The sequence below is a fragment of the Nonomuraea sp. NPDC003214 genome, assembly GCF_053590035.1.
On sequence record NZ_JBSFSX010000010.1, the window covers coordinates 206,660 to 229,600 of the forward strand.

22 protein-coding genes are annotated in these 22,941 nt (G+C 71.8%); 9 read left to right on the forward strand and 13 right to left on the reverse strand.

Translation table 11 applies throughout. From position 1 onward, the window contains the following. Nucleotides 1–41 precede the first annotated feature (41 nt). From ACWDXC_RS31305 to ACWDXC_RS31340, 8 genes are all read right to left on the reverse strand, one after another. A complete protein-coding gene (locus ACWDXC_RS31305; protein WP_449987686.1) occupies nucleotides 42–1,358 on the reverse strand; it encodes a serine hydrolase domain-containing protein in 1,317 nt (438 codons plus the stop codon). A gap of 168 nt (nucleotides 1,359–1,526) precedes the next feature. Next, nucleotides 1,527–2,501, reverse strand: coding sequence for a TIGR04222 domain-containing membrane protein (locus ACWDXC_RS31310; RefSeq protein ID WP_449987688.1), 975 nt, complete (start codon nucleotides 2,499–2,501; stop codon nucleotides 1,527–1,529). Between the two features lie 99 nt (nucleotides 2,502–2,600). Continuing rightward, nucleotides 2,601–3,521, reverse strand: coding sequence for a TIGR04222 domain-containing membrane protein (locus tag ACWDXC_RS31315; protein ID WP_449987690.1), 921 nt, complete (start codon nucleotides 3,519–3,521; stop codon nucleotides 2,601–2,603). A gap of 59 nt (nucleotides 3,522–3,580) precedes the next feature. Continuing rightward, nucleotides 3,581–5,374 carry a phosphoenolpyruvate carboxykinase (GTP) gene (locus ACWDXC_RS31320; RefSeq protein ID WP_449987692.1) on the reverse strand — a complete coding sequence of 598 codons (1,794 nt, stop codon included), beginning with the start codon at nucleotides 5,372–5,374 and terminating at the stop codon, nucleotides 3,581–3,583. Between the two features lie 247 nt (nucleotides 5,375–5,621). Further along, a complete protein-coding gene (locus ACWDXC_RS31325) occupies nucleotides 5,622–6,143 on the reverse strand; it encodes a hypothetical protein (protein WP_364176878.1) in 522 nt (173 codons plus the stop codon). A gap of 72 nt (nucleotides 6,144–6,215) precedes the next feature. Continuing rightward, nucleotides 6,216–7,430 carry a C40 family peptidase gene (locus ACWDXC_RS31330; RefSeq protein WP_308125747.1) on the reverse strand — a complete coding sequence of 405 codons (1,215 nt, stop codon included), beginning with the start codon at nucleotides 7,428–7,430 and terminating at the stop codon, nucleotides 6,216–6,218. A gap of 41 nt (nucleotides 7,431–7,471) precedes the next feature. Next, entirely contained in the window at nucleotides 7,472–7,972 is a 501-nt protein-coding gene (gene greA, locus ACWDXC_RS31335; RefSeq protein ID WP_219505008.1) for a transcription elongation factor GreA, read from the reverse strand. A gap of 108 nt (nucleotides 7,973–8,080) precedes the next feature. Further along, nucleotides 8,081–8,500, reverse strand: a complete 420-nt coding sequence (locus ACWDXC_RS31340) for a DUF4307 domain-containing protein (protein ID WP_219505010.1) — start codon at nucleotides 8,498–8,500, stop codon at nucleotides 8,081–8,083. A 135-nt stretch (nucleotides 8,501–8,635) separates the two neighbouring features. Here ACWDXC_RS31340 and mca point away from each other — a divergent pair, with 135 nt between their 5' ends. The 3 genes from mca to ACWDXC_RS31355 are packed head-to-tail and all read left to right on the forward strand — an operon-like array spanning nucleotide 8,636 to nucleotide 10,022. Beyond that, complete coding sequence (gene mca / locus ACWDXC_RS31345) at nucleotides 8,636–9,520, forward strand: mycothiol conjugate amidase Mca (protein ID WP_449987696.1); 885 nt, start codon at nucleotides 8,636–8,638, stop codon at nucleotides 9,518–9,520. A 42-nt stretch (nucleotides 9,521–9,562) separates the two neighbouring features. Beyond that, entirely contained in the window at nucleotides 9,563–9,739 is a 177-nt protein-coding gene (locus ACWDXC_RS31350; RefSeq protein WP_364176889.1) for a hypothetical protein, read from the forward strand. Next, nucleotides 9,729–10,022, forward strand: coding sequence for a GNAT family N-acetyltransferase (locus ACWDXC_RS31355; RefSeq protein WP_449987700.1), 294 nt, complete (start codon nucleotides 9,729–9,731; stop codon nucleotides 10,020–10,022). Before ACWDXC_RS31350 ends, ACWDXC_RS31355 begins: the two co-directional genes overlap by 11 nt. Here ACWDXC_RS31355 and ACWDXC_RS31360 read toward each other — a convergent pair. Beyond that, nucleotides 10,019–11,170 carry a hypothetical protein gene (locus tag ACWDXC_RS31360; protein WP_449987702.1) on the reverse strand — a complete coding sequence of 384 codons (1,152 nt, stop codon included), beginning with the start codon at nucleotides 11,168–11,170 and terminating at the stop codon, nucleotides 10,019–10,021. The two genes, ACWDXC_RS31355 and ACWDXC_RS31360, sit on opposite strands and share 4 nt — an antisense overlap. Before the next feature lie 85 nt (nucleotides 11,171–11,255). On the opposite strand from ACWDXC_RS31360, the gene ACWDXC_RS31365 reads away from it, so the two are divergent. Further along, nucleotides 11,256–13,220, forward strand: coding sequence for a thioredoxin domain-containing protein (locus ACWDXC_RS31365; RefSeq protein ID WP_449987705.1), 1,965 nt, complete (start codon nucleotides 11,256–11,258; stop codon nucleotides 13,218–13,220). Between the two features lie 147 nt (nucleotides 13,221–13,367). On the opposite strand, the gene ACWDXC_RS31370 is transcribed toward ACWDXC_RS31365, so the two are convergent. After that, nucleotides 13,368–15,479, reverse strand: coding sequence for a transglycosylase domain-containing protein (locus ACWDXC_RS31370; protein WP_449987708.1), 2,112 nt, complete (start codon nucleotides 15,477–15,479; stop codon nucleotides 13,368–13,370). 77 nt (nucleotides 15,480–15,556) lie between these two features. Next, nucleotides 15,557–16,042 carry an Lrp/AsnC family transcriptional regulator gene (locus ACWDXC_RS31375; protein ID WP_449987711.1) on the reverse strand — a complete coding sequence of 162 codons (486 nt, stop codon included), beginning with the start codon at nucleotides 16,040–16,042 and terminating at the stop codon, nucleotides 15,557–15,559. A gap of 96 nt (nucleotides 16,043–16,138) precedes the next feature. Here ACWDXC_RS31375 and hppD point away from each other — a divergent pair, with 96 nt between their 5' ends. The 5 genes from hppD (at nucleotide 16,139) to ACWDXC_RS31400 (ending at nucleotide 20,813) form a co-directional block, all read left to right on the forward strand. Then, complete coding sequence (gene hppD / locus ACWDXC_RS31380; RefSeq protein WP_219505019.1) at nucleotides 16,139–17,248, forward strand: 4-hydroxyphenylpyruvate dioxygenase; 1,110 nt, start codon at nucleotides 16,139–16,141, stop codon at nucleotides 17,246–17,248. A 74-nt stretch (nucleotides 17,249–17,322) separates the two neighbouring features. After that, nucleotides 17,323–18,726: a M1 family metallopeptidase gene (locus ACWDXC_RS31385; RefSeq protein WP_364176903.1), complete on the forward strand. Its 1,404-nt coding sequence runs from the start codon at nucleotides 17,323–17,325 to the stop codon at nucleotides 18,724–18,726. A 40-nt stretch (nucleotides 18,727–18,766) separates the two neighbouring features. Then, nucleotides 18,767–19,102, forward strand: coding sequence for a PadR family transcriptional regulator (locus tag ACWDXC_RS31390; protein WP_219505021.1), 336 nt, complete (start codon nucleotides 18,767–18,769; stop codon nucleotides 19,100–19,102). Then, a complete protein-coding gene (locus ACWDXC_RS31395) occupies nucleotides 19,099–19,989 on the forward strand; it encodes a hypothetical protein (RefSeq protein WP_449987715.1) in 891 nt (296 codons plus the stop codon). Before ACWDXC_RS31390 ends, ACWDXC_RS31395 begins: the two co-directional genes overlap by 4 nt. Beyond that, complete coding sequence (locus ACWDXC_RS31400; protein WP_449987717.1) at nucleotides 19,986–20,813, forward strand: hypothetical protein; 828 nt, start codon at nucleotides 19,986–19,988, stop codon at nucleotides 20,811–20,813. The genes ACWDXC_RS31395 and ACWDXC_RS31400 overlap by 4 nt, the downstream gene beginning before the upstream one ends. On the opposite strand, the gene ACWDXC_RS31405 is transcribed toward ACWDXC_RS31400, so the two are convergent. Further along, nucleotides 20,810–21,748, reverse strand: coding sequence for an ROK family protein (locus tag ACWDXC_RS31405; RefSeq protein WP_449987719.1), 939 nt, complete (start codon nucleotides 21,746–21,748; stop codon nucleotides 20,810–20,812). The genes ACWDXC_RS31400 and ACWDXC_RS31405 overlap by 4 nt on opposite strands. Beyond that, on the reverse strand, nucleotides 21,745–22,917 hold the full coding sequence (locus ACWDXC_RS31410) for an FIST signal transduction protein (protein ID WP_357586321.1): 1,173 nt from the start codon (nucleotides 22,915–22,917) through the stop codon (nucleotides 21,745–21,747). Before ACWDXC_RS31410 ends, ACWDXC_RS31405 begins: the two co-directional genes overlap by 4 nt. Between the last annotated feature and the right edge of the window lie 24 nt (nucleotides 22,918–22,941).

Consider the following 22,941-nt stretch of genomic DNA (forward strand, 5'->3'; position numbering starts at 1 on the left):
CGGGCGGGTGACCTTCGTCCCTCCCGTCGTCCGGCGCCTGGTCAGCCGGTGGGCTGCCCGTCGCAGAGCGCCGCCTTGACGAGCCCGTCCAGCAGCTTCGGATAGGCGGCCATGTCGAGTTCGGCGTCTCCGGCGGTCAGCGCGGCCGTCACGGTCCTGGCGCCGTCGGGCGAGCTGTACATCAGCGCCGCGTAGCCCGCCGGGGGGCTGCCGTTGTGGTTGACCACGGTGCCGCAGCCGGGGCCGAGGTCCTTGACGAACACCCCGAGGCCGTAGCGGCCGTAGAGGGGGTCGCTCTTGGCGTGCGGCTCGCGCATCTCGGTCAGCAGCCGGGCCGGCAGGAGCTTGCCGCCGTTGAGCGCGGAGAAGAACGTCTGGAGGTCCTCGGTGGTCGAGATCATGTCACCGGCGCCGGCCAGCAGGGTGTTGTTCTGGCGGGAGACGTCGGCCACCTTCCACTGGCCGGCGTCCTGGTAGCGGAAGTAGCCGTGGGCGTACGGGCCGGGCAGCCGGGTCCGGTCGCCCGGCACGACGGTGCCCGTCAGCCCGAGCGGCCGCACGACCCGCCGCTTCAGCTCCGCGTCGAACGAACGGCCGGTGACCTTCTCGATCAGCAGCATGGCCAGCGTGTAGTTGGTGTTGGAGTAGCTCCAGTCCGCCCCCGGCGCGAACTTGACCGGCTTGGACAGCGCGAACCGCACCAGCTCCTCCGGCTGGTAGGAGCGGAACCGGTTGTCCAGCCACTCCTTGCCCGTCGCGGGGAGACCGGGCACCCATGAGCCGTCGGGGGCGAGGTCGCCGGTGTAGTTGAACAGGCCGCTGGTGTGCTGCAGCAGCATGCGGACCGTGATCCGCCGGTCCAGCCCATACTCGGGCAGGTAGCCGTCCACCGGGGAGTCCAGCCCGAGCTCGCCCTCGGCCACCAGTTGCAGCACCACGGTCGCGACGAAGGTCTTGGTGACGCTGCCCACCCAGGTGTGCCCGTTCGCGGGCGGCTTCGCGCTCGCGCCCAGCTTGCGCCGCCCGGCGCTGCCGGTCCACTCGCCCCGCTCGTCGCGCACGCGCACCTGCACGCCGAGGAACCCGGCGTCGACGAACGCCTGGGCGGCCCGCTGCAGCTCCGGGCGGTCCTGGCCGGCGTCGTTCGACACGACCGCGCTGCTGGTGGCGGCGGCCGCGGCCGGCGCGACAGCCGGGGGTGCGATGGCCCCGGCCAGCAGCCCGGTCGCCAGTGCTGTGACCGCCATCGGCCGGAAGACGGTGTGGCGGCGCCTTGGCGCGCCGCCGTCGCGGCGGATCGTCCCGGTCGCTCCGGCGTGTCCTGCTGCGGAGGAGCCGTGGTTGCCTTGTTCCCTCATGACTGTCCCTACCTACGGTGTTCGGTCCCAGGTGGCGGTCATGGACTGTCGTCAGCGACTCGCTGCACCGTCCATGACGTCCACGGTCGCCGGTCGCGCTGACGCCGGGCCGTCACCGGGCTGACGCCGCCGCTGACACGCGACCGGGCGGGACCGGAGGCGGCGGGGTCAGCCGCCGCCGCAGCCTCCGCAACCGCCGCCGCAGCTGGAACCGCCGCCGCCGTCACCGCCGCCGCCTCCGCTGTCGCCGCTGCCACTGCTACTGCCGCTGCCGAAGTCGTTGCCGCCGACGCCGCCGCAACTGCCGCCCGCGCAGCTCGATCCGTACGGGACGTCCTGGCCGCGGCTGTGGAGCTCGGCCTCCAGCTCGGGGTCGCCCAGCTCGCCGAGGCCGTGCAGGGCGACGGGCACGGCGACCGGGACGGCGAGGGCGCCCATGCCGGACGCGGCGAGGACGCCCGCGGGGTGGGCGGAGCGGGCGAGGCGCAGGTGCTCGTGGGCGGCGTCCGTGAGCTCGTCGGCGAGCGCCCGCCGGCGGCGGTGCGCGATCAGGCCGGTGACGCCGGCCACGGCGAGGGCCGCCGCGCCGAACCCGACGACCAGGGTGTGCGGCACGGCCAGGAAGACGGCGAGCCCGGCCACGGCCAGGACGAGCGACACCACCGACAGCGCCTTGAGCCGCCTGAGCAGCCGCCTGGCCGTCGCGTGGGAGCCGTCGGGCACCAGCAGCCCGTACCGGACGAGCTGGTGCCGCACGCTGTCCACGGCGGGGCCGTTGCCCACCTGGTGGCGTACGGAGGCGGCGGGCAGGCCCGCGGGCTGCGCCCGTACGGCGTCGAGGACGGCCCGCTCGACCGGCTCCTTCGGGCGGGAGGAGCCGGTGAGGCGGTGCAGCTGACCGCCGCGTGAGACGCGCAGCCGTTCGGAGCGGACCAGGACGGCGATGGCGGTGTTGACCACCCGTTTGGGCCCGCCCGCCAGGTAGGCCAGCTCGTAGGGGGTCAGGTCGCGGGTGCGGTCGCCGTCGCCGCCGGCGCGCTGCCGCCGGTCGAGCTCGGCCAGGGCGGAGACGGCCCGGGAGATGGGCACGGCCAGGGCGGCGCAGACGATCAGGGTGAGGACGAGCCCGGGGATGCTGTCCAAAGCGGCCTCCTCTTCGGTGGAAGGTGTCCGCGGACGACGCTGTCGTTGGAGAGATGATCGGCCCCGGCCGGACGGCTGTGCCGTGAAGGTCTCAAGAACCTATCCGCCGCCACCGCAGCCGCCGCCACCCCCGCAGCCTCCGCCGCCGGAGGAGGAGCTGTCGGAGGAGGAGCTGTCGCCGAAGCCCGACGAATGGTCGGCGTGGCTGCCGCAGACCCCGCTCACGTCGCCGCCCGGGGCACCTCTGGCCAGCTCGTCGGTGATCACGGGATCGCCGGCCGCGCCGAGCCCGTACAGGGCGACGGGCACGCCGACGGCCGCGGCGACGGACGTGCGGTCGCGGGCGGTGCGCGGGTGCGCCGAGCGCGCCGTCTTCAGGACCTGCCGCCCTTCGCGGGTGAGCACGGCGCGCAGCTTCTCGCGCTGGCGCAGGACCGTGGCGATCCCGTAGACCACGGTGAACAGGCTGATGGGCGTGAGGACGGAGAGGTCGTCGGGGTCGCCCAGCAGACCGCCGGCGGTCAGGGCGAGGGCGGCGGCGTCGACGCCTATCACCACGAACAGCGCGGTCACCAGCAGGCGCATCCGCGAACGGGCGTGGTCGAGCGCGCCCTCGGGCACGAGCAGCCCGCGGCGGACGAGGCCGTCGGCCATCGCGGTCACCGCGCGGTCTTCGGCGAGCCCGCGCCGCACCTCCGCGGCGGTGCACCCGCCGGGCCTGGCCGCCAGGTAGTCGATCACCGCCTGCTCGACGGGCACGGGCGACGGCGCGGCGCCGTACACGAGGCTGACTCCGGCCCGTGAGACGCGGACGGCGCCGGCCGTCGCGAGGACGGTCAGCGCCGTGTTGACGGCCCGCCGGGGCCCGCCGGCCAGATAGGCCAGCTCATAGTGAGACAAGTGGTGATCGATGCCGCTGGGCGGCTTCTCGGCGACCCGCCGTCGCGCGACGGCGACGTACGGCTCGGCGGCGATCAGGAACACCGCCGCCACGAGGACGGCGACGATCGATAAGTTCATCCACGACTCCCCCGGGTGCGGTACGGCCAAGCTAGAACGGCCGCACCGCACGCGCAAGGTCAGGAGAGCCGGTCGAGGAGTGCGTTGTACTCCTCCCACAGTTCCTTGGGCAGATGGGTGCCGAAGGTGTCGAAGTGGGCGGGAATCAGCGCCGCCTCCTCGCGCCAGACCTCGCGGTCGACGGTGAGCAGCGTGCGCAGGTCCTCCTCGGGCAGGTCCAGGCCCTCGGTGTCGAGCGTCTCCGGCAGCAGGCCGATCGGCGTGGGCACGGCCTTGGCCTCGCCGTTGAGCCGGTCCACGATCCACTTCAGCACGCGGCTGTTCTCGCCGAAGCCGGGCCAGATGAACTTGCCGTCGGCGTTCTTGCGGAACCAGTTGACGTAGTAGATGCGCGGCAGCTTGGCGCCCTTGCGACGGCCGATCTTGAGCCAGTGGCCGAAGTAGTCGCCCATGTTGTAGCCGCAGAAGGGCAGCATGGCGAACGGGTCGTGGCGCAGCTCGCCTACCTTGCCCTCGGCGGCGGCGGTCTTCTCGGAGGCGACGTTGGCTCCGAGGAAGACGCCGTGCTCCCAGCTCAGCGACTCGGTCACGAGCGGCACCGCCGTGGCGCGGCGGCCGCCGAACAGGATCGCCGAGATGGGCACGCCCTTGGGGTCCTGCCATTCGGGGGCGATGGTCGGGCACTGCGAGGCGGGTGTGGTGAAGCGGGCGTTCGGGTGCGCCGCGGGCTCGCCGCTGTCGGGCGTCCAGGGACGGCCCTTCCAGTCGGTGAGGTGCGCGGGCGGCTCCTCGGTCAGGCCCTCCCACCACACGTCGCCGTCGTCGGTGAGCGCGACGTTGGTGAAGATGCTGTTGCCCCAGAGCGTCTTGACCGCGTTGGCGTTGGTGACCTGGCCGGTGCCGGGCGCGACGCCGAAGAAGCCGGCCTCGGGATTGATGGCGTACAGGCGGCCGTCGTCACCGAAGCGCATCCAGGCGATGTCGTCGCCGACGGTCTCGACCTTCCAGCCGGGGATGGTCGGCTGGAGCATGGCCAGGTTCGTCTTGCCGCAGGCGCTCGGGAAGGCGGCGGCGATGTAGCGGGTCTCGCCGGTGGGCGGAGTGAGCTTGAGGATGAGCATGTGCTCGGCCAGCCAGCCCTCGTCGCGGGCCATGGCGCTGGCGATGCGCAGCGCGTAGCACTTCTTGCCGAGCAGCGCGTTGCCGCCGTAGCCGGAGCCGTAGGACCAGATCTCGCGGGTCTCCGGGAAGTGGCTGATGTACTTGGTGGAGCTGCACGGCCAGGCCACGTCGTCCTGGCCCGGCTCCAGGGGCGCGCCCACGCTGTGGACGGCCTTGACGAACTCGCCGCGCTCCTCGATGAGCCGCAGCGCCCGCTCGCCCATCCTGGTCATGATCCGCATCGACACCGCGACGTAGGGCGAGTCGGTGATCTCGACGCCGAGCTGGGAGATCTCGCCGCCCAGCGGTCCCATGCAGAACGGCACCACGTACATGGTGCGCCCGCGCATGCAGCCCTTGAACAGCTTGCCGAAGGTCCGGCGCATCTCGGCTGGAGCGATCCAGTTGTTGGTCGGGCCGGCGTCCTGCTCGCGCTCGGAGCAGATGAACGTACGGTCCTCCACCCGCGCCACGTCGCTCGGGTCGGACTTGGCGTAGAAGCTGTTGGGCCGCTTGGCCAGGCGGACGAACGTGCCCTGCTCCACGAGGAGGTTCGTCAGGCGCGTCCACTCCTCCTCGGAGCCGTCGCACCACTCGATCCGGTCCGGCTCGGTAAGGGTCGCTATCTCTTTCACCCACGCGGCCAATTCGCGATTGCTGGTCGGCGCGTGGACTTCCACGGAAACGGACACGACTGCGGCTCCTCCACTCTCTCAGGGCCCGCTCATCATTAACGACGACGGCACCCGAAAGCCAATTGGCGTAGACCTCTGACTCGGGTGTCGCCGCAGGCAGCGGCCTCGACGATTGGGGGAGCCTACCCACCGGGACACGATTTAAAAGAAACTCGTCCGGGCACTGGTTCAGTCCAATAGGGATGGTCTAAACCAATTTCGGAAATGGTTTAGTCCATTGCCCGGACGGTTTTCCCTGCGTGCCTCAGGAATGCAGATCGGGGCCGGCGGAGCGAACGCGGTCGACGTGCTGGAGCGCGTCGCGCAACTCGGCCAGCCAGGTGTCGGTGTTGCGGCCGACGAGACGGACGCACCAGGCGAGGGCGTCACTGCGGCTGCGGGCCACGCCGGCGGCCACGAGCGTGTCGAGAACTTGCCGCTCAGATTGCCGCAATCTGGTCATAACGGGCACAGAGAGTGTGGTGAACATCACAGTCTCGCCACCGCAGACGACGCCCCACGAGACCTTCTGCCGGAACCGGCGCTCGGCCTCCTTGGCGATCTCGATCCGCCGCTCCCGGGTCTCCTCGCGGAAGCGCCGGATCAGCCCCTCGACGAGCGCGGCCCGTTCGGCGTCGTCGGCGCCGGCCGGCGGGTCGGGCAGCGTGCCGAGCACCGCGATCTCCTCGCGGTCCCTGATGACCTCGGGCGCACCGGTGAACCAGCCCTCGGGGAGCCGCCCGGTGAACCAGCCGCGTATCTGCGCGGTCACATCATCGCTTGCCATGTAATCACCATTACACAGTTGCGTCCCGAATGCACGCGCCGAAGCCCATCGGGTATCCGTAGGGGGAACCGTTCAGACCCGCCCGGCGGCCTGCGGGCTCACCCGCACCACCCCGGCCAGGTTGCGGGTGCTGATCGGTGCGATCTTGACCACGTCGCCCGTGCGCGGCGCGTGCAGCATCTTGCCCTTGCCCCAGTAGATGGCCACGTGCGAGATGTAGGCCGGGTTGGTGGGGTCGTTGCGCCAGAACAGCAGGTCACCGGGCTGCGCCTGGGAGAGCGGCACCTGCGGGCCGGTCAGCCACTGCTGGTGCGTCACGCGCGGCATCCGCACCCCCGCCCGCGCGAAGGCCCACTGGACCAGCCCCGAGCAGTCGAAGGTGTCGGGCCCCTCGGCCCCCCACACGTACGGCCGGCCGAGCTTGGAGGCGGCGGCCTCCAGCGCGACCGTGAGCTGCTCGCCGGTCATGAACGAGCCGGTCGGCCAGTTGCGCTCGCGCGCCCGCGTCGGCGGCAGGACCGGGTTGACCATGGCCGACTGGGTGCCCTTGGGCAGCAGCTTCATCACCCGGCGCTGGAGCTCGGCCGAGTTGGTCTTGGGCGCGCTGATGATGAGCGCGTTGTCGCGCGGCAGGCCGAGCGCCCGCCCGGTCTCCCGCGACACCACCGCGTCGACCGCGCCGAGCCCGGTGGTGGCGTAGGCGCCGATCCGCAGCGGCCCGCGCGGCCCGCTGACCCTGCTGTGCAGCGTCAGCCCGCCGTCGTTGCCGAGCACGAACGACACGGCCACGTCCCCGGCGGCCACGTTCGACCACAGCGGGTCGGAGGCGGCCGTCACCTTCGGGGTGTAGGCCCGGAACGTGGACGGCGACACCGCGAGCGTCTGCACCCGCTTGCCGTCGAGCGTGATGCTGGCGGCGTCGGCCAGCTCCATCGCCCGCACGCCGGGCACCTTGGCGATCTTGGCTAACTGCTTGGCGGTGAACGGCTTGCGCGTCACCACGAACAGGTGCGGCTTGTGCAGCGTGCCGAGCGGCTTGACCGGCTCGACCGTCCTCGTGCCGGCCATCAGGCTCTGCCGGGGCGCCGGGCGGGGACGTACGGGCTCGGCGGCGACGGGCTGCGGCGCCGGGCGCTCGATCTCCGCCAGCAGCAGCACGTCGGCCGTCAGCACGGCCACCAGCGCCACCACGATGAACGGGATCAGCCTGCGGTGGTCACGCCGCCTGGGGGTGTTGACCAAAAAGCTGAGGTCCTGCCGGATGCCCGAGGGGGCACGCGTGAACACCGCCGGGCCGTCGTGGGCCCGGCGGTGCCGGTCTGCGGGGGTCAGTTGCCGATGTACGGCACAGCCTCGAGGATCTCGACGGTGTTCTGGCGGCCGTTGGGCATGCTGTAGGTCGCCTTCTCACCGATCTTCTTGCCGTTGATCGCCGCGCCCAGCGGGGACTTGGGCGAGTAGACGTCGATCGGGGCGCCGCTCTCCTCGCGGGAGGCCAGCAGGAAGGTCACCTCGTCGTCGTCGCCCTCGAAGCGGATCGTCACGGTCATGCCGGGGCCGACCACGCCCTCGGTCTTGGGGGCCTCACCGACCTGCGCGCTGTCCAGGATCTGACGGAGGTGGAAGATCCGGGCCTCCATCTTGCCCTGCTCGTCCTTGGCTGCGTGGTAACCGCCGTTCTCCTTGAGGTCGCCCTCTTCACGGGCGGCCTCGATCTTCTTGGCGATGTCGACGCGCCCGGGCCCCGAGAGATATTCGTGCTCGGCCTTCAGGCGGTCGTACGCCTCCTGCGTCAGCCATGTGACGTTCTCATCGCGAGAGTCGGCCACGGGTTCTCCTTGCTTGCTTAGGGGGCCCTGAGATCACTGAAGGTTGCGTACGGTTGAATTGCGAAAGGCTAACAAGTCAACGGCTGGAACGCTTCCCCAAATGTCTCACTATACGAGATTGCAGTACTGGACGTGGACAGACGTCGCCTGGGCACTGGTGTCCAGGCGCTCCTTGCGGGGCTTACTACCCTCACCAGCCGGAATTCTTACTTCCTTGCTGCCTACTTCCCCGTGGTTCACGTCCGTGGCCCTGATCCGGCACACCGCCGAGCGGTCGTCGGGCTTGTGCACCGTGAAGGTTACCTCGGCCCGGGCCTGATCCTCGATCCGGAACGAGACCACCTGCGCCTTGGCGCCCGTCGCGGTGCCCGTCATCGACCACATCACGTAACCCCAGCCACCTGCGACGATGGCCACGAGCACCCCGATCACGACGTGCACGACGAGCCGGCCGCCCCGCTCGGGACGGTCCGGAAAGTCGGCGGGTGTGCCGAGAACGGGTCCGTTCCCGACATCTCTGGTGGCCATGGCGGAATCTCCCTGCACTCCCTGAGCGTTATCCGAGACAATTGTCGCCCGCGGGGGTCACGCCCTCGCGACCGCCCAGCAGAAACTAACCTCTCTGGGCAACTGATCGGTCCCTACTGAGGAGACATCGAGCCCGTGAGTGCACCGCTGAGGCTGATGGCCGTCCACGCCCACCCCGACGACGAGTCGAGCAAGGGCGCCGCCACGATGGCGCGATATGTCCGCGAAGGCGTTGACGTGCTGGTCTGCACGCTCACGGGCGGCGAGCGCGGCTCCGTGCTCAACGAGAAGATGGACCGGCCGGAGATCGTGGCCAACATCGCCGCGGTCCGCCGCGCGGAGATGGACCGGGCCCGCGAGATCCTGGGCGTGCAGCAGCGTTTCCTCGGCTTCGTCGACTCGGGGCTGCCCGAGAGCGAGGACGAGGAGCTGCCCGAGGGCTGCTTCGCGCTGCAGAAGCTGGAGGACGCCTCGGCGCCGCTGGTGGCGGCCGTGCGCGAGTTCAGGCCGCACGTGATCATCACGTACGACGACGACGGCGGCTACCCGCACCCCGACCACATCATGACCAACCGCGTGTCGGTGGAGGCGTTCGAGGCGGCCGGCGATCCCGACCGCTACCCGGGCACCGGCGACCCGTGGCAGCCGCTCAAGCTCTACTACCACATGGGCTTCCACCGGGCCCGCTTCGAGGCGCTGCACGAGGCGATGACCGCGCGCGACATGGGCTCCCCGTACGCCGACTGGATCTCCCGCTGGGAGGACCGGCCGGCCAAGTGGGAGGTGACCACGAAGGTGCCGTGCGGCGAGTACTTCGCGATCCGCGACGAGGCGCTCAAGGCGCACGCCACCCAGGTCGACCCCGACGGCTGGTGGTTCGTCTGCCCGCGTGAGCTGCAGGAGGAGATCTGGCCGACGGAGGACTACCACCTGGCGCGCTCGCTGGTCGACACCGAGCTGCCGGAGGACGACCTGTTCGCCGGGATCCACGCCGAGGAGACCTCCCCCGCCTGCCACTGAGGCGCCGGTCGGAGCACCACCCCCAGGTGGCAGACTGGAGGTGTGACCGTTCTAGCAGCAGGTGACATCAGTCCGGGCATCCTCGGCTTCACCGTCGTGGCTCTCATCGGCTTCGCGCTCTATTTGCTGGTCAAGTCGATGAACAAGCAGATCTCGAAGATCGAGGTGCCTTCCGAGGCCGAGCTTCGGCAGCAGGAAAGCGTGAAAAATGCCGATTGAAGTTGTCGACAACTCGGCGGAGAGCCGGTTCGAGGTTCTCGTCGACGGCAAGGTCGCCGGGTTCGCCGACTATCGCCTGCTGCCCACCAAGATCGTCTTCACCCACACCGAGGTCTCGCCCGAGCACGAGGGGCAGGGGCTGGCGGGCCGGATGGTCAAGCACGCCCTGGAGGCGGCGCGTGACACCGGCCTGACCGTGCAGCCGCTCTGCCCCTACGTGGCCTCCTACATCGAGCGCCACCCCGACTTCAAGAGCCTGCTCGGCGACCAGCCCGGCAGCTAGTCGGCGGGCGACCAGGCGCGTTCCAGCGCCATCGGCAGACCCCACCAGCCGAGCGGCGTGAGCCTCTCGTCCTCGTCGACGATGCCGAGCTGCGCCCACAGCGCGACCACCGGCACGAACAGCGCCTCCGTCGCGTCGAGGTCGCCCGGGTCCTCGTCGTAGCCGTCGATGTCCTCCGACTCGGCGATGAGCACCGCGATCCGCTCCGGCGACGCGGGCGCGCCCGGCCCCAGCCGCGTCAGCGCGGCCACCGCGGCCAGCCAGTCGGCGTGCTGGAGCGCGCACAGGTTGGCCAGCACCGAGTCCTCGACGCTGACCTCCCGGTCGAGGTCGGCGAACTCCTCCAGCAGGTCGCTCTCCTCCGACAGGTCCGACACCGGCCCGGCGATGCCCGCCGCCACCGACAGCCACAGCTCCGCCTCGTCGACCGGCAGCGGCCGCTCGTCGAACCCCGCGCAGGCCCGCAGCACGTTGCCGGGATAGCCGGGCTCGCCCAGCAGCTCGCGCAGCCGGGTCGCCGCCCGGTCCAGCTCCGCGATCGGCAGCTCCGGCAGCTTGTCCAGCTCGCCGAGGATGCGCCGCAGCTCCGACAGCGCGAACGCCTCCTCCTCGTCGAACGCCGCGAACAGCTCCTCGTCCTGCTCGTCGCTGACCGCGAACCCGGGCACCCGCCCGTCGGCCAGCGGCGTGGCCAGCCACCGCTCCTGAAGCTCCTCGTACGCGCGCCGCGCGCCCTGGTCGCCGGCCGCCAGCGCGTCGGGGTCGATCTCGCCCGAGCGCACCCGCTCCTCCAGGTAGGCCACCAGCCGCCCGAACATCTCCTGGGCCACCGGCCCGCGCTCGTCCTCCTCCGGCCACACGAAGTAGCTCGGCGTCATGAGGATCGGCTCGGTGCCCGTCGACTCGACCCAGCGCTGCACGTCGCCCATCGTGGCGGCGCCCGACTCGATGGAGCTCAGCGCCGATCTGGCCGAGTCCCAGAACCGCACGGACAGCGGGTTGCCCGCGGCCATCATCGCCCGCCGCAGGTCGGGCAGCGCCACCAGCGCCACCCCGGAGGCCACGGCCAGCAGGGCGCGGGCGACGTCGCGCCGGGTGAGCGCGGCCGGTGCGCGCCCGGCGTGCGCGCAGACGAAGTCGAGATCCACGATCCGTAAACTACGCCCCCGCCGCCTTCGCAAACACCGGTCCGCCGATAACGGGTGGGTCCCGGGCGTGTGAGAGCCTGGCTGTGTGAACAGGCTCGCCGGCTCGACCTCTCCTTATCTGCTCCAGCATGCCGCCAATCCGGTCGATTGGTGGCCGTGGGGAGAGGAGGCGATGAGCGAGGCCCGGCGCCGCGACGTCCCGTTGCTGATCAGCGTCGGCTATTCGGCGTGTCACTGGTGTCACGTGATGGCGCACGAGAGCTTCGAGGACGAGGCCACCGCCCGGCTGATGAACGAGCACTACGTCAACGTCAAGGTCGACCGCGAGGAGCGGCCCGACGTCGACGCCGTCTACATGAGCGCCACGCAGGCCATGACGCAGCAGGGCGGCTGGCCGATGACGGTGTTCGCGACCCCCGACGGGCATCCTTTCTACTGCGGCACCTACTTCCCGCGCCCGCAGTTCCAGCGGCTGCTGCTGGGGCTGCACCAGGCCTGGACCGAGGATCGGCAGACCGTGCTCCAGCAGGGCGCGAAGGTCGTCGAGGTGCTCGGCTCCGGCACCACGCTGCCCAGCGGCCCGCTGCCGACGGCGGGGACCCTGGAGCAGGCCGTGGCCAACCTGCGCGAGTCGTACGACCCGGTCCGCGGCGGGTTCGGCGGCGCGCCGAAGTTCCCGCCGTCGATGGTGCTGGAGTTCCTGCTGCGCTCGGGCGAGCGCGAGATGAGCGGCCGCACGCTGGAGGCGATGGCCAGGGGCGGCCTGTACGACCAGCTCGGCGGCGGGTTCGCCCGCTACAGCGTCGACGCCGGCTGGGTGGTGCCGCACTTCGAGAAGATGCTCTACGACAACGCCCTGCTGCTGCGCGTCTACACCCACTGGTGGGTCGCCGGCGGCGGCCCGCTGGCCAGGCGGATCGCGCTGGAGACGGCCGACTGGCTGCTGCGCGAGATGCGCACGCCCGAGGGCGGGTTCGCCTCGGCGCTCGACGCCGACAGCGAGGGCGAGGAGGGCAAGTTCTACGTCTGGACCCCCGGGCAGCTCCGCGAGGTGCTCGGCGACGACGACGGCGCCTGGGCGGCCGGGGTGTTCGAGGTGACGGGCACGTTCGAGCACGGCACGTCGGTGCTGCAACTGCTGTCCGACCCCGCCGACACGGCCCGGCTCGACAGCGTGCGGGCCCGGCTGCTGGCCGCCCGCGAGGAGCGCGTACGGCCGGGCCGCGACGACAAGGTGGTGGCCGGCTGGACCGGGCTGGCGATCGCCGCGCTGGCCGAGACCGGGATCGTGTTCGACCGGCCCGACCTGGTCGAGGCCGCCACCTCGGCCGCCGTGCTGCTCCACGAGGTGCACGTCGAGGGCGACAGGCTGCTGCGCACCTCCCGCGACGGGCGGGCGGGGGCCAACGCGGGCGTGCTGGAGGACTACGCGAACCTGGCCGAGGGCCTGATCGCGCTGCACGGCGTGACCGGTGAGGCGCGCTGGTTCCGGCTGGCGGAGACGCTGCTCGGCACCGTGCTCGACAGGTTCGGCGACGGGACGGGCGGCTTCTACGACACCGCCGACGACGCCGAGCGGCTGTTCCAGCGGCCCCAGGACCCGACCGACAACGCCACCCCGTCCGGCCAGTACGCGGCGGCGGGCGCGCTGCTGTCCTACGCCGCGCTGACCGGCTCGGCCCGGCACCGCGAGGCGGCCCACGCCGCGCTCGGCACCGTGTCGGTCCTGGCCGGCAAGCACGCCCGGTTCGCCGGGTGGGGGCTGGCCGTGGCGCGGGCGGCGCTCGACGGGCCGGTCGAGGTGGCGGTCGTCGGACCGCCGGACGACCCGCGCACCGCCGAGCTGCACAAGGCGGCCTACCTGGCGGGGGCGCCGGGCGCCGTCGTGGCGCTGGGCTCCGGGTCGGCGCCTGACGCCGTGCCGCTGCTCCAGGGGCGCGGGCTGGTCGCCGGGTCGCCGGCCGCGTACGTGTGCGAGGGCTTCGCCTGCAAGCTGCCGGTCACCACGGCCGCCGACCTGCGGGCGCAGCTGGAGCGCTCCGGGGGCTGACCGGGCACCAACAGGTTCCCAACACGCGCTCTCTAGCGTCGGGGTGAAACGCACCGACGGGGAGAGGCAGCGTATGAGCCGCAGAACGTTCCACAGCGGCCGGAGGGACGCCGGTCCCCACACGATCAGGACGTGTGGGCGGCCCGGCTAGAGAACGGGTTCCGGGCGGCCGCCGTCGTCGGGCGGGCCGCCCGTGGGCTCGGCCGGCGCCTGCGTCGGCGGGCCCTGCTGCTCGTCCGGGACGGTCGGCGACTGCTCGTCGGGCGTGTCGGGCTCGGTGGTGGGCTCGGGGATCGGCGGCTCGGTGGCGTCGGGCGAGTCGGGCGTCTCCGTCCACTCCTGCTCCGGCCCGTCGGTGGGCAGCGTCTCGGGCCGCCGCTGGTCGTGCCGGGGCTCGCCGTAGTCGGGCTGGTAGCCGTAGCGCGACGGCTCGGGGAAGCGCTCGACCGGCTCGCCCTCCATCGCCTCGGCCATGAACGCCCGCCAGATCCGCGCCGGGAGCTGGCCGCCGAACTGCACGCCGTAGCCGGGGATGCTCACGGTCTTGTTGTCGTCGCGGAACATGTCGACGGCCACGGCGAGCTGCGGCGTGAAGCCGTTGAACCACACCGCGCGGGAGTCGTCGGTGGTGCCCGTCTTGCCCGCGACCGGCCGGTCGTACAGCCGCGCCGCGGTGCCCGTGCCGTACTGGACGACCTGCTGCATCGCGTAGGTGGCGTCGGCGGCGGCCTGCTCGTTGACGGCGCGGGTGGCCTCGGGCTTGACGACGTCCTTCATGCCGTCGGCGTCGGTGACGCTCCTGACGACGTGCGTCTCCATGTGGACGCCGCCGTTGGCGAAGGTGGCGAAGCCGGAGGCGTTCTGCACGGCGCTGACCGAGGCCACGCCCAGCGGGAACGTGGCGGCCTGGACGTGCGGGGCGAGCTGGGCGGCCGGGATGCCCATCGCCTCGGCGGTGGCGGCGACCTTCTCGGGGCCGACCTTCTGCGCGAGGTCCACGAACGCGGTGTTGACCGAGTTCTGCGTGGCGGAGACCAGGTCGATCCGGCCGTAGGAGCGGCCGCTGTCGTTGGGGATGGGGTTGTCCGGGTCGGACGCCACCCGCATCGGCGAGTTGCCGTTGACCCTGGTCGACAGGCCGAACCCGTTGTCGAGCGCGGCGGCCAGCGTGTAGGGCTTGAACGTGGAGCCGGCCATCACCTTGGCCGAGAACGCGTTGTCGTACTTGGACTTGCTGGGGCTGCCGCCGTAGAAGGCGACGACCTCGCCGGTGGCCGGGTCGACGGCGGCCAGGCCGGTGCGCAGCTTCTTGGGCAGGTTGTCCGGCAGCGTCTCCTTGACGGCGCGTTCGGCGGCCGCCATGAGGTCCTTGTCGAACGTGGTGACGATCTTCAGGCCGCCGCCGTTGATGTCCTCGTCGGTGTAGCCGCGCCGGTTGAGCTCGGCGGTGACCTGCTCCAGCATGTACTGGGCCTGGCCCTTGAGCTGGAACGGCTTCTTGGGCGCCTTGAGCTTGGGGAACTTCTGCTCGGCGGCCTGGGCCGGGGTGAGCGCGCGGGTCTCCACCATGGCGTCCACGATCGCGCGCCAGCGGGCCTCGGCGGCGTCCAGGTCGGGGCCCACCGGGTCGGCGAAGCGGCTCGGCTGCTGGATCACCGCGGCCAGGTAGGCGCCCTGGGCGATGCTCAGGTCCTCGACGTCCTTGCCGAAGTACGCCTGGGCGGCGGCCTGTACGCCGTTGGCGCCGCGTCCGAAGTAGATGGTGTTGAGGTACTGCTCCAGCACCCAGTCCTTGGACTTGGACTGGTCGACCTTCAGCGAGATCATGATCTCTTTGAACTTGCGGGTGACCGACCGTTCCTGGCTCAGGCCGCTGTAGTAGTTGCGGACGAGCTGCTGGGTGATGGTGGAGCCGCCCTGGAGCTGCTGCCCGGTGAGCGTGGACCACAGCGCCCTGGTCGTGCCCTTGACCGAGACGCCGCCGTCCTCGTAGAAGGAGCGGTTCTCGGCGGCGATGACGGCGTCGCGGACGTGCTCGGGCACCTTGTCCAGGGTGACGACCCGGCGGTTCATGCCCTGGCGGGCGATGACGCTCTTGCCGTCGCGGTAGTAGATGACCGAGCCCTGGGCGGTGGCGTCCTTCTGCGTGCTGTCGGGGATGGGCGTCATCGCCCACGCGATGCCGAACAGCGCGGCCAGCACGACGAGGCCGGCACCGGCCGTGATCAGCAGGAATCGCAGCAACCGCCGCTTTCGCATCGTGCCGCCCTCCCCTGGTCCTCGGCGCGAACGTCAAGGGTAAACGATCGATAACGGTGCATCGTCCTGAGCCGATGCTACGGCCGTTGACCCTCCCTGCGCGGGACATCGGCCACCAAAGGCAACACTCGGTACGGAACAGGGGTGTCCAGGGCGATGATCGAAGAAGTCCGGAGAACTCCCTGCACACCGACGATCTGGTCGATGACGCGCTGCAGGTCGGAGTTGGTCCGGGCGACCACCCGGCAGAGCAGGTCGCTGCCTCCGGTGATGGTGTGCACCTCCAGCACCTCGGGGATGAGGGCCAGCCGGTCGGCCACCGGGTCGTGCCCGGCGACCTGCCGGATCTCCATCAGCACGAACGCGGTGACGTCGTAGCCCAGCCCGACGGTCGACACGTCGGGTCCGAACCCGGTGATGACGCCCCGGGCGATCAGCCGGTCGAGCCGGGCCTGCACGGTGCCGCGGGCGACCCCGAGCCGGCGCGAGCACTCCAGCACCCCCAGCCTCGGCTCCGCGGCGAGCAGAGCGATGAGGCGCGCGTCGAGGTGGTCAATAGTCACAGGTTCTCCGGTGCTTCACACCCAGGATTGGGCAGATTGTCCACTCATCTACGTAACTCTTGCACAACTCGCCCAGGTAAATCGAGAGTTAGTGGCATGAGTGATGTCTTTCCGGTCAACGGCATGGATGCAGTGGTCTTCGCCGTCGGCAACGCCAAGCAGGCCGCCCACTACTACTCCACGGCGTTCGGCATGAAGCTGACCGCCTACCGAGGGCCCGAGAACGGCAGCCGGGACGAGGTGGCCTACGTGCTGACCTCGGGCAGCGCCACGTTCGAGTTCCGGGGCGCCGTACGGGCGGGCACCGGGGTGTCCGCACACGTGGCCGCGCACGGTGACGGAGTCATCGACCTGGCCATCCAGGTGCCGGACGTCGAGGCGGCTTACCAGCACGCCGTCTCGCACGGCGCCCGCGGCCTCGACGAGCCGTACACGGTGGAGGACGAGCACGGCAAGGTCGTGCTCGCCGCGATCGCCACCTACGGCGAGACCCGCCACACGCTCGTCGACAGGTCCAACTACGGCGGCCCCTACCTGCCCGGTTACGTCGCCGCCGAGCCGCTGGTCGCCCCGCCCGCCACCAAGTCCGGCCGGCTCTTCCAGGCCGTCGACCACTGCGTCGGCAACGTGGAGCTCGGCAAGATGGACGAGTGGGTGGAGTTCTACCGCAACGTCATGGGCTTCACGAACATGGCCGAGTTCGTCGGCGACGACATCGCCACCGAATACTCGGCGCTGATGTCCAAGGTCGTGGCCGACGGCACCCGCAAGGTCAAGTTCCCGCTCAACGAGCCGGCCGTCAGCCGCAGGAAGTCGCAGATCGACGAGTACCTGGAGTTCTACGGCGGCCCCGGCGTGCAGCACATCGCGCTGGCCACCAACGACATCCTGACCACCGTCGACCACATGCGGGCGGCCGGGGTGGAGTTCCTCGACACCCCCGACTCCTACTACGAGGACCCGGAGCTGCGCGCCCGCATCGGCAACGTGCGCGCGCCGATCGAGGAGCTGCACAAGCGCAAGATCCTCGTCGACCGGGACGAGGACGGCTACCTGCTGCAGATCTTCACCAAGCCGGTGCAGGACCGCCCGACGGTATTCTTCGAGCTCATCGAGCGCCACGGCTCGCTCGGCTTCGGCAAGGGCAACTTCAAGGCGCTGTTCGAGGCCATCGAGCGCGAGCAGGAGCGCAGGGGCAACCTCTGAACCGGTGGTGATCAGCGGCTCCTTCGTGGATGCTTACGTTACGTAAGTTTGCGATCACGAAGGGGAGCCGCGTCATGAGGCACACCAGGCGGCGGGCAGCGGCGCTGGCCGCCCTGATGAGCGTGCTCGCGTGCGGGCCGTCCGACGGGGCGGCCCGCGACGAGGGCCCGGCGGGGGCCCAGGCGGGCGCGGCGGGCATCGGGGACGCCGACTTCCCCACCGACGGCAACGGCGGCTACGACGTCGCCCACTACGCGCTCAAGCTCGGCTACACGCCCGCGAGCAAGCAGCTCGACGGCGAGGCCACGATCCGCGCCACGGCCACGGCGCCGCTGTCGCGGTTCAACCTCGACCTCAGGGGCCTCACCGTGCACGGGGTCTGGGTCGACGGGACCGCCGCCACGTTCACCCGGGCCGGCGACGAGCTCACGGTCGTCCCGGCCCGCCCGCTCGCTCGCGGCGTGCCGTTCATCGCCAGGGTCTCCTACTCCGGAGTGCCCGAGCCGGTGCGCAACTCCACCAACCTGGGCACCTACGGCTTCGTCCCGACCCCCGACGGGGCGTTCGTGGCGTGCGAGCCCAACGGCGCCAAGACCTGGTTCCCCGGCAACGACCACCCCGCCGACAAGGCGGCCTTCGACTTCGAGATCACCGTGCCCGAGGGCGTGACGGCGCTGGCCAACGGCGAGCTGCGCGGAGAGCCGCGCACCAGCGAGGGCAGGACGACGTTCCGGTGGCGCGAGACGCACCCGATGACCACCTACCTGGCCACCGCCACCATCGGGAAGTTCCACCTCAAGAAGGGCACCACGACGGGCGGCATCCCCAACCTGGCGGCCGTCGACCCCAGGTTCCGCTCCACGCTGGAGAAGTTCCACCGGGTCTCGGGCGAGATCACCGACTACTGGAGCACGGTCTTCGGCCGCTACCCGTTCGGCTCGACCGGGGGCGTGGTCGACGACTTCTCCGCCGGCTACGCGCTGGAGAACCAGACCAAGCCGATCTACGGCGGCTTCGAGCCCGACGACGGCATCATCGCGCACGAGCTGGCCCACCAGTGGTTCGGCAACAGCCTCAGCATCAAGCGGTGGAAGGACCTGTGGCTCAACGAGGGCTTCGCCACCTACGCCGAGTGGCTGTGGTCGGAGCACAAGGGCCGGCGCACCGCCGACGCCCTGTTCGCCTCCTACCACGCCCGCCCGGCCACCGACCCGATCTGGTCCTACCCGCCCGGCCGGGCCAGGCCCGCCGACCTGTTCAACGAGTCCGTCTACACGCGGGGCGGCATGACGCTGCACGCGCTGCGCCGGGCCATCGGCGACCGGACGTTCTTCACCCTGCTCAAGACCTGGGCCGCCGAGCACCGCTACGGCAGCGTCACCACCGAGCAGTTCGTGGCGCTGGCCGAACGCCTGTCGGGTAAGCAGCTCGACGCGCTCTTCGACGCCTGGCTCTTCCAGCCGCGCCGCCCGGCATGATCTTCTTGCCGCACTTCGGGCATCGAAGTATGGTGCCCGCATGCCGAAGGGATCGACGGGCCTGAGCGAGCAGGCTTACTTCGTGCTCGCCTCGCTCCTCGACGGGCCGCTCCACGGGCACGCGATTCTCAAGCGGGTGGTGGAGCTGTCCGACGGCCGGATCACGCTGGCGGTCGGCACCCTCTACGGCGCGCTCGACCGGCTCGCGGCCAACGGCGTCATCGAGGTCGAGCGCGAGGAGATCGTCAACGGCCGCAAGCGCCGCTACTTCCGCATCACCGACGACGGCACCGGCCTGGTCCAGGCCGAGGCCCGGCGCATGCAGCAGGCCGCCGCCGTGGTGACCCGGCGGCACCTGGGGGCGACGGCGGGATGAGCCCGCTGGAGCGGCACTACCGGTTACTCCTGCGGGCCTACCCCTCCGGCTACCGCTCCGACCACGGCGACGAGCTGCTCGACGTGCTTCTCGACGCCGCCGGACCCGGCCGGGCCCGCCCGCCGGCGCGCGAGGCGGGCGCCCTGCTGCTGGGCGGGATGCGCGCCCGGCTCACCGAGTCGGCCGCCGGCCCGGCCTGGGCCGACGGCCTGCATCTCGGCGTGCTGGCGCTGTCGCTGGTCAACCTGGCCGCGCTGATCCCGTACACGGCCGAGACGGGCCTGTGGACGGCGCTGGCGGCGCTCGGCTTCCTCGCCGTCCTGCGCGGGCGCGTCGGGCTCGCGCTGCCGGTCATGATGCTCACCGGCAGCAAGGCCGTGGCGGTCACGCTCGGGCAGCCCTGGCTCGACCGCACGCTCCTGCCGGTCTTCCCGGGCGGCCCGTGGGCGGACGGCCCCGCCCTGTACGGCAACGCCGGGCCGGTCGCCACGGCCACCTCCGGCGCGCTGGTGGTGCTGGGGCTGCTCGTGCTGGCCGCACGAGGCGAACGGCCACGGCCGCGGTCGTGGTGGTGGCTCGCCGTCCTGCCGGTGGCCGCCGGGCTGGATCCCGGCTGGGACGACCTGGCGAGCCCGAGCGCGCAGACCGTCGTCCGGGTCGTCCTGGAGGCGGCCCTCCTGGTGACCGCCGTCTACGCGGGCCGCCTGACGCGCGACGGCCGCTGGGCGATCGCCGCCGCCGTCTACCTGCTGCCGGCCACGGCGGTGCTCGGCGAGCACCTGTCCCTGGCCTCCCGCCAGGAGATCGCCCACTGGGCGCTGCTGGCCGTCCTCACCGCGGCCTCGGCGGTCGCCCCGGCGACCGCGCGGCGAAGGCTCGTCCTGTGAGGGCCCTCGCGCTCGTCGTGCTCCTCGCCCTGACCGGCTGCGCGGTCTCCAGCGCCGAGGCCGGCGGCACCGGCAAGCGGTGGCGCTGGGAGAGCCTGAAGGCCGCCTGCATGGCCGAGCGCGGCTTCAAGTACGAGATGTGGGTGCCGGACCGCACGCTGACGCCCGAAGCCCTGCGGCGCGCCGACGGCCACTACGCGTCGATGCGGCGGCACCGGGAGAGGTACGGCCACGGCGTCTTCTCCGGCTACGTCCACCGCACCACGCAGGAGGCCGGGGGCGTGGACCTGCACCCCTCCTTCCCCAACGACCGCTACATCTCGGCCCTGTCCGCCAGCCAGCAGACGGCCTACCACCAGGCCGACCAGGAGTGCTTCACCCGCGCGGTCAAGGCCGTGCTCGGCAGGGACGTCACCGCCGTCGACGACCTCTACCGGCTGCACGGGGCGGCGCACCGGGCCCTCGACGAGCGCGAGTTCGACAGCGACCCCCGCCTCGTGGCTCTGGCGCGCGACTACGCGGCCTGCCTGCGCGCGAAGGGATACCCGGTGTCCACGGAGAAGCCGAGCCAGATCAGCCACCTGGAGGAGGAGCGCTTCCGGGCCAAGCTGTCGGCGCTGGGCCGGGAGCAGAACCCCGGCGCCGAGCCCGGCATGGAGGTCATGCCCGCGCTCACTCCCGAGGAGGCCATGCCCCACCTGCGCGAGGAGATCAGCTCGGCGCTCGACGACCTCGAATGCGGCAAGGAGTTCTTCCCCGCCTACCACCCCCGGCACCGGGCCGCCACGGACCGGCTCCGGGACGAGTGGGGCCTGGGCTCCTAGCGCTCCTCCGTCAGCACCAGGGCCGCCGCACCCACCAGCCCGGCCTCCTGGCCGAGCGCCGCGGGCAGGACGCGCAGGCGGCGGGCGAAGGCCATCCTGGCGTGCTCGCGCAGCGCCTCCTCCAGCGGCCCGAACAGCGGCTCGCCCGCCTGGGACAGCCCGCCGCCGATGGTGACCAGGTCCAGGTCGCACAGGTGGGTGGCGGAGGCGATGGCGATGCCGAGCGCCCGCCCGGCCCGGCGCATCGCCGCGAGCGCCACCTCGTCCCCGGCCAGGGCGTCGGCGGCCAGCGCCCGGCCGGTCACCGCGCGGTCCTCCTGGTAGAGGCCGTCGCCCGCGGAGGCGGTGCCGGGCGTCCAGCCGCGGGCAAGCGCCCACTCGGTGAGGGCGGGGCCGCGCGCGACGGCCTCCAGGCAGCCGTGGCCGCCGCATCCGCAGGGCGGGCCGCCGTCGGGTTCGACCACGATGTGGCCGATGTGCCCGGCGTTGCCGGTGCCGCCGTCGATGAGCCTGCCGCCCAGGATCAGGCCGCCGCCCACGCCGGTGGACACCACCATGCCGAGCATGTCGGCGACGCCCCGGCCGGCGCCTCGCCAGTGTTCGGCCAGGGCCACGCAGACGGCGTCGTTGTGGATGCGTACGGGAAGGCCGGGGAAGCGGCCGGAAAGCCGGGCGCGCAGCGGGAAGTCGCGCCAGCCGGGGATGTTGAGCGGTGAGACCTCGCCCGAGGGCCAGGTCATCGGGCCGCCGCAGCCGATGCCGACGGCGGTCACGCCGGCGGCGAGCGGTTCGACGAGGCCGGCGAGGGTCTTCCACAGGGTCTCGGCGTCGGCGTCCTGCGGGGTGGCCGCGCGGAGGGTGCGCAGCACGGCGCCGTCGTGGTCCACGTGTGCGGCGGCCATCTTGGTGCCGCCGATGTCGAGGGCGAGGATCACCCGCCGCTCGCCGAGGAGAACACCAGCACGGAGGCGGTGAAGCCGTGGACGTGGTTGTGGCCGGCGACCGGGCCGACCTCGCCGGCGGCGAAGAAGCCCGCCACGCCGATCGGCCCGAGCGTGTCCCGCAGCGCGACGGGGTCGTGGTCGGCGGTGCCGAACATCGCCGATCCGCGCCCGTTGCAGGAGAACAGCAGCGCCCCGTCGACGCGGCCGAGCTCTTCCCGGTGCGCGTCGAGGACGTCGTACAGGTCCTCGTCGGCGGTGGCCGCGTCGCGCACCTGGAAGCGGACGGTCCGCCCGATGTCCACGATGTCGCCGATGGCCACGGCCTCCCGCTCCGGGTCGATGCCGATCACGCCTCTGATGAGGAAGTCGCCGCGTTCGTGCCGTTCGGCGTACTCGTCCATGGCGAGGCCGATCTGGAGCCCGGCGGCGACCAGTTCGCGGTCGTCCTCGTCCAGGTCGCTGACGATGTCCTCCAGGCGGGACAGGGCGGGCTGGCCGGCGAGCTCCAGCAGCAGGTTCTCCTCGCAGCGGGTGACGACCATGCTCGGCCCGATCGGGCGGCAGCCCTGGCTGACCACGGTGCTCACCCGGATGGCGCCGCTGATGAGCACGCCGATGGCGCCCTCGGTGTAGACCTCGCCGTCGGCGAACAGGCGTACCGATCCCCTGCCCTGGAGGCCGTTGGCCAGTCCGCCGACCAGCGGCAGGTCGCCCAGCACCTCCGCCGAGCGCTCGACGAACGCGTCGGTGGGGAAGGAGTACGGGTCGGCGAGCAGGATCGCCACGTGGTCGTCGGCCGTCCGCTCGGGCAGCCCGACCACCACGAACCTGTCCTCGGCCGTGAGCGTCTCCAGCGCGAACGTGGTCAGCTCGGCCCCGTCGAGGGTGGCCGCCCACGCGCTCACGGCGGGCGTCAGCTCCACGCCCTGCCCGTCGCCGATCACGCCGGTGGCGCTGCAACCGATCACGTGCGCCTCGGGGGCCATCCGCATCGCCCGCTCCCCCGCCCTGGCGACGTCCTCGGGATCGTCGCCGCAGATGAAGAAGCAGACCAGGTCGGCCTGACCGCTGAGCCTCGCCAGGGCCTGGCCGACAGCCCTCTCCGCGGCTTCGACCAGGTCGGAATCCACGGCGAGGCCGTCGGCGAAGCGGCTCGTCATGACTGCCACGCCTCTCGCCTCCCT

Bases quoted from the DNA above. Each gene is read 5' to 3' on its own strand.
- ACWDXC_RS31305 (WP_449987686.1), bottom strand. From the start codon at position 1,358: ATGAGGGAACAAGGCAACCACGGCTCCTCCGCAGCAGGACACGCCGGA.
- ACWDXC_RS31315 (WP_449987690.1), bottom strand. From the start codon at position 3,521: ATGAACTTATCGATCGTCGCCGTCCTCGTGGCGGCGGTGTTCCTGATC.
- ACWDXC_RS31325 (WP_364176878.1), bottom strand. From the start codon at position 6,143: ATGGCAAGCGATGATGTGACCGCGCAGATACGCGGCTGGTTCACCGGG.
- ACWDXC_RS31340 (WP_219505010.1), bottom strand. From the start codon at position 8,500: ATGGCCACCAGAGATGTCGGGAACGGACCCGTTCTCGGCACACCCGCC.
- ACWDXC_RS31355 (WP_449987700.1), top strand. From the start codon at position 9,729: ATGCCGATTGAAGTTGTCGACAACTCGGCGGAGAGCCGGTTCGAGGTT.
- ACWDXC_RS31370 (WP_449987708.1), bottom strand. From the start codon at position 15,479: ATGCGAAAGCGGCGGTTGCTGCGATTCCTGCTGATCACGGCCGGTGCC.
- hppD (WP_219505019.1), top strand. From the start codon at position 16,139: ATGAGTGATGTCTTTCCGGTCAACGGCATGGATGCAGTGGTCTTCGCC.
- ACWDXC_RS31385 (WP_364176903.1), top strand. From the start codon at position 17,323: ATGAGGCACACCAGGCGGCGGGCAGCGGCGCTGGCCGCCCTGATGAGC.
- ACWDXC_RS31390 (WP_219505021.1), top strand. From the start codon at position 18,767: ATGCCGAAGGGATCGACGGGCCTGAGCGAGCAGGCTTACTTCGTGCTC.
- ACWDXC_RS31395 (WP_449987715.1), top strand. From the start codon at position 19,099: ATGAGCCCGCTGGAGCGGCACTACCGGTTACTCCTGCGGGCCTACCCC.
- ACWDXC_RS31410 (WP_357586321.1), bottom strand. From the start codon at position 22,917: ATGACGAGCCGCTTCGCCGACGGCCTCGCCGTGGATTCCGACCTGGTC.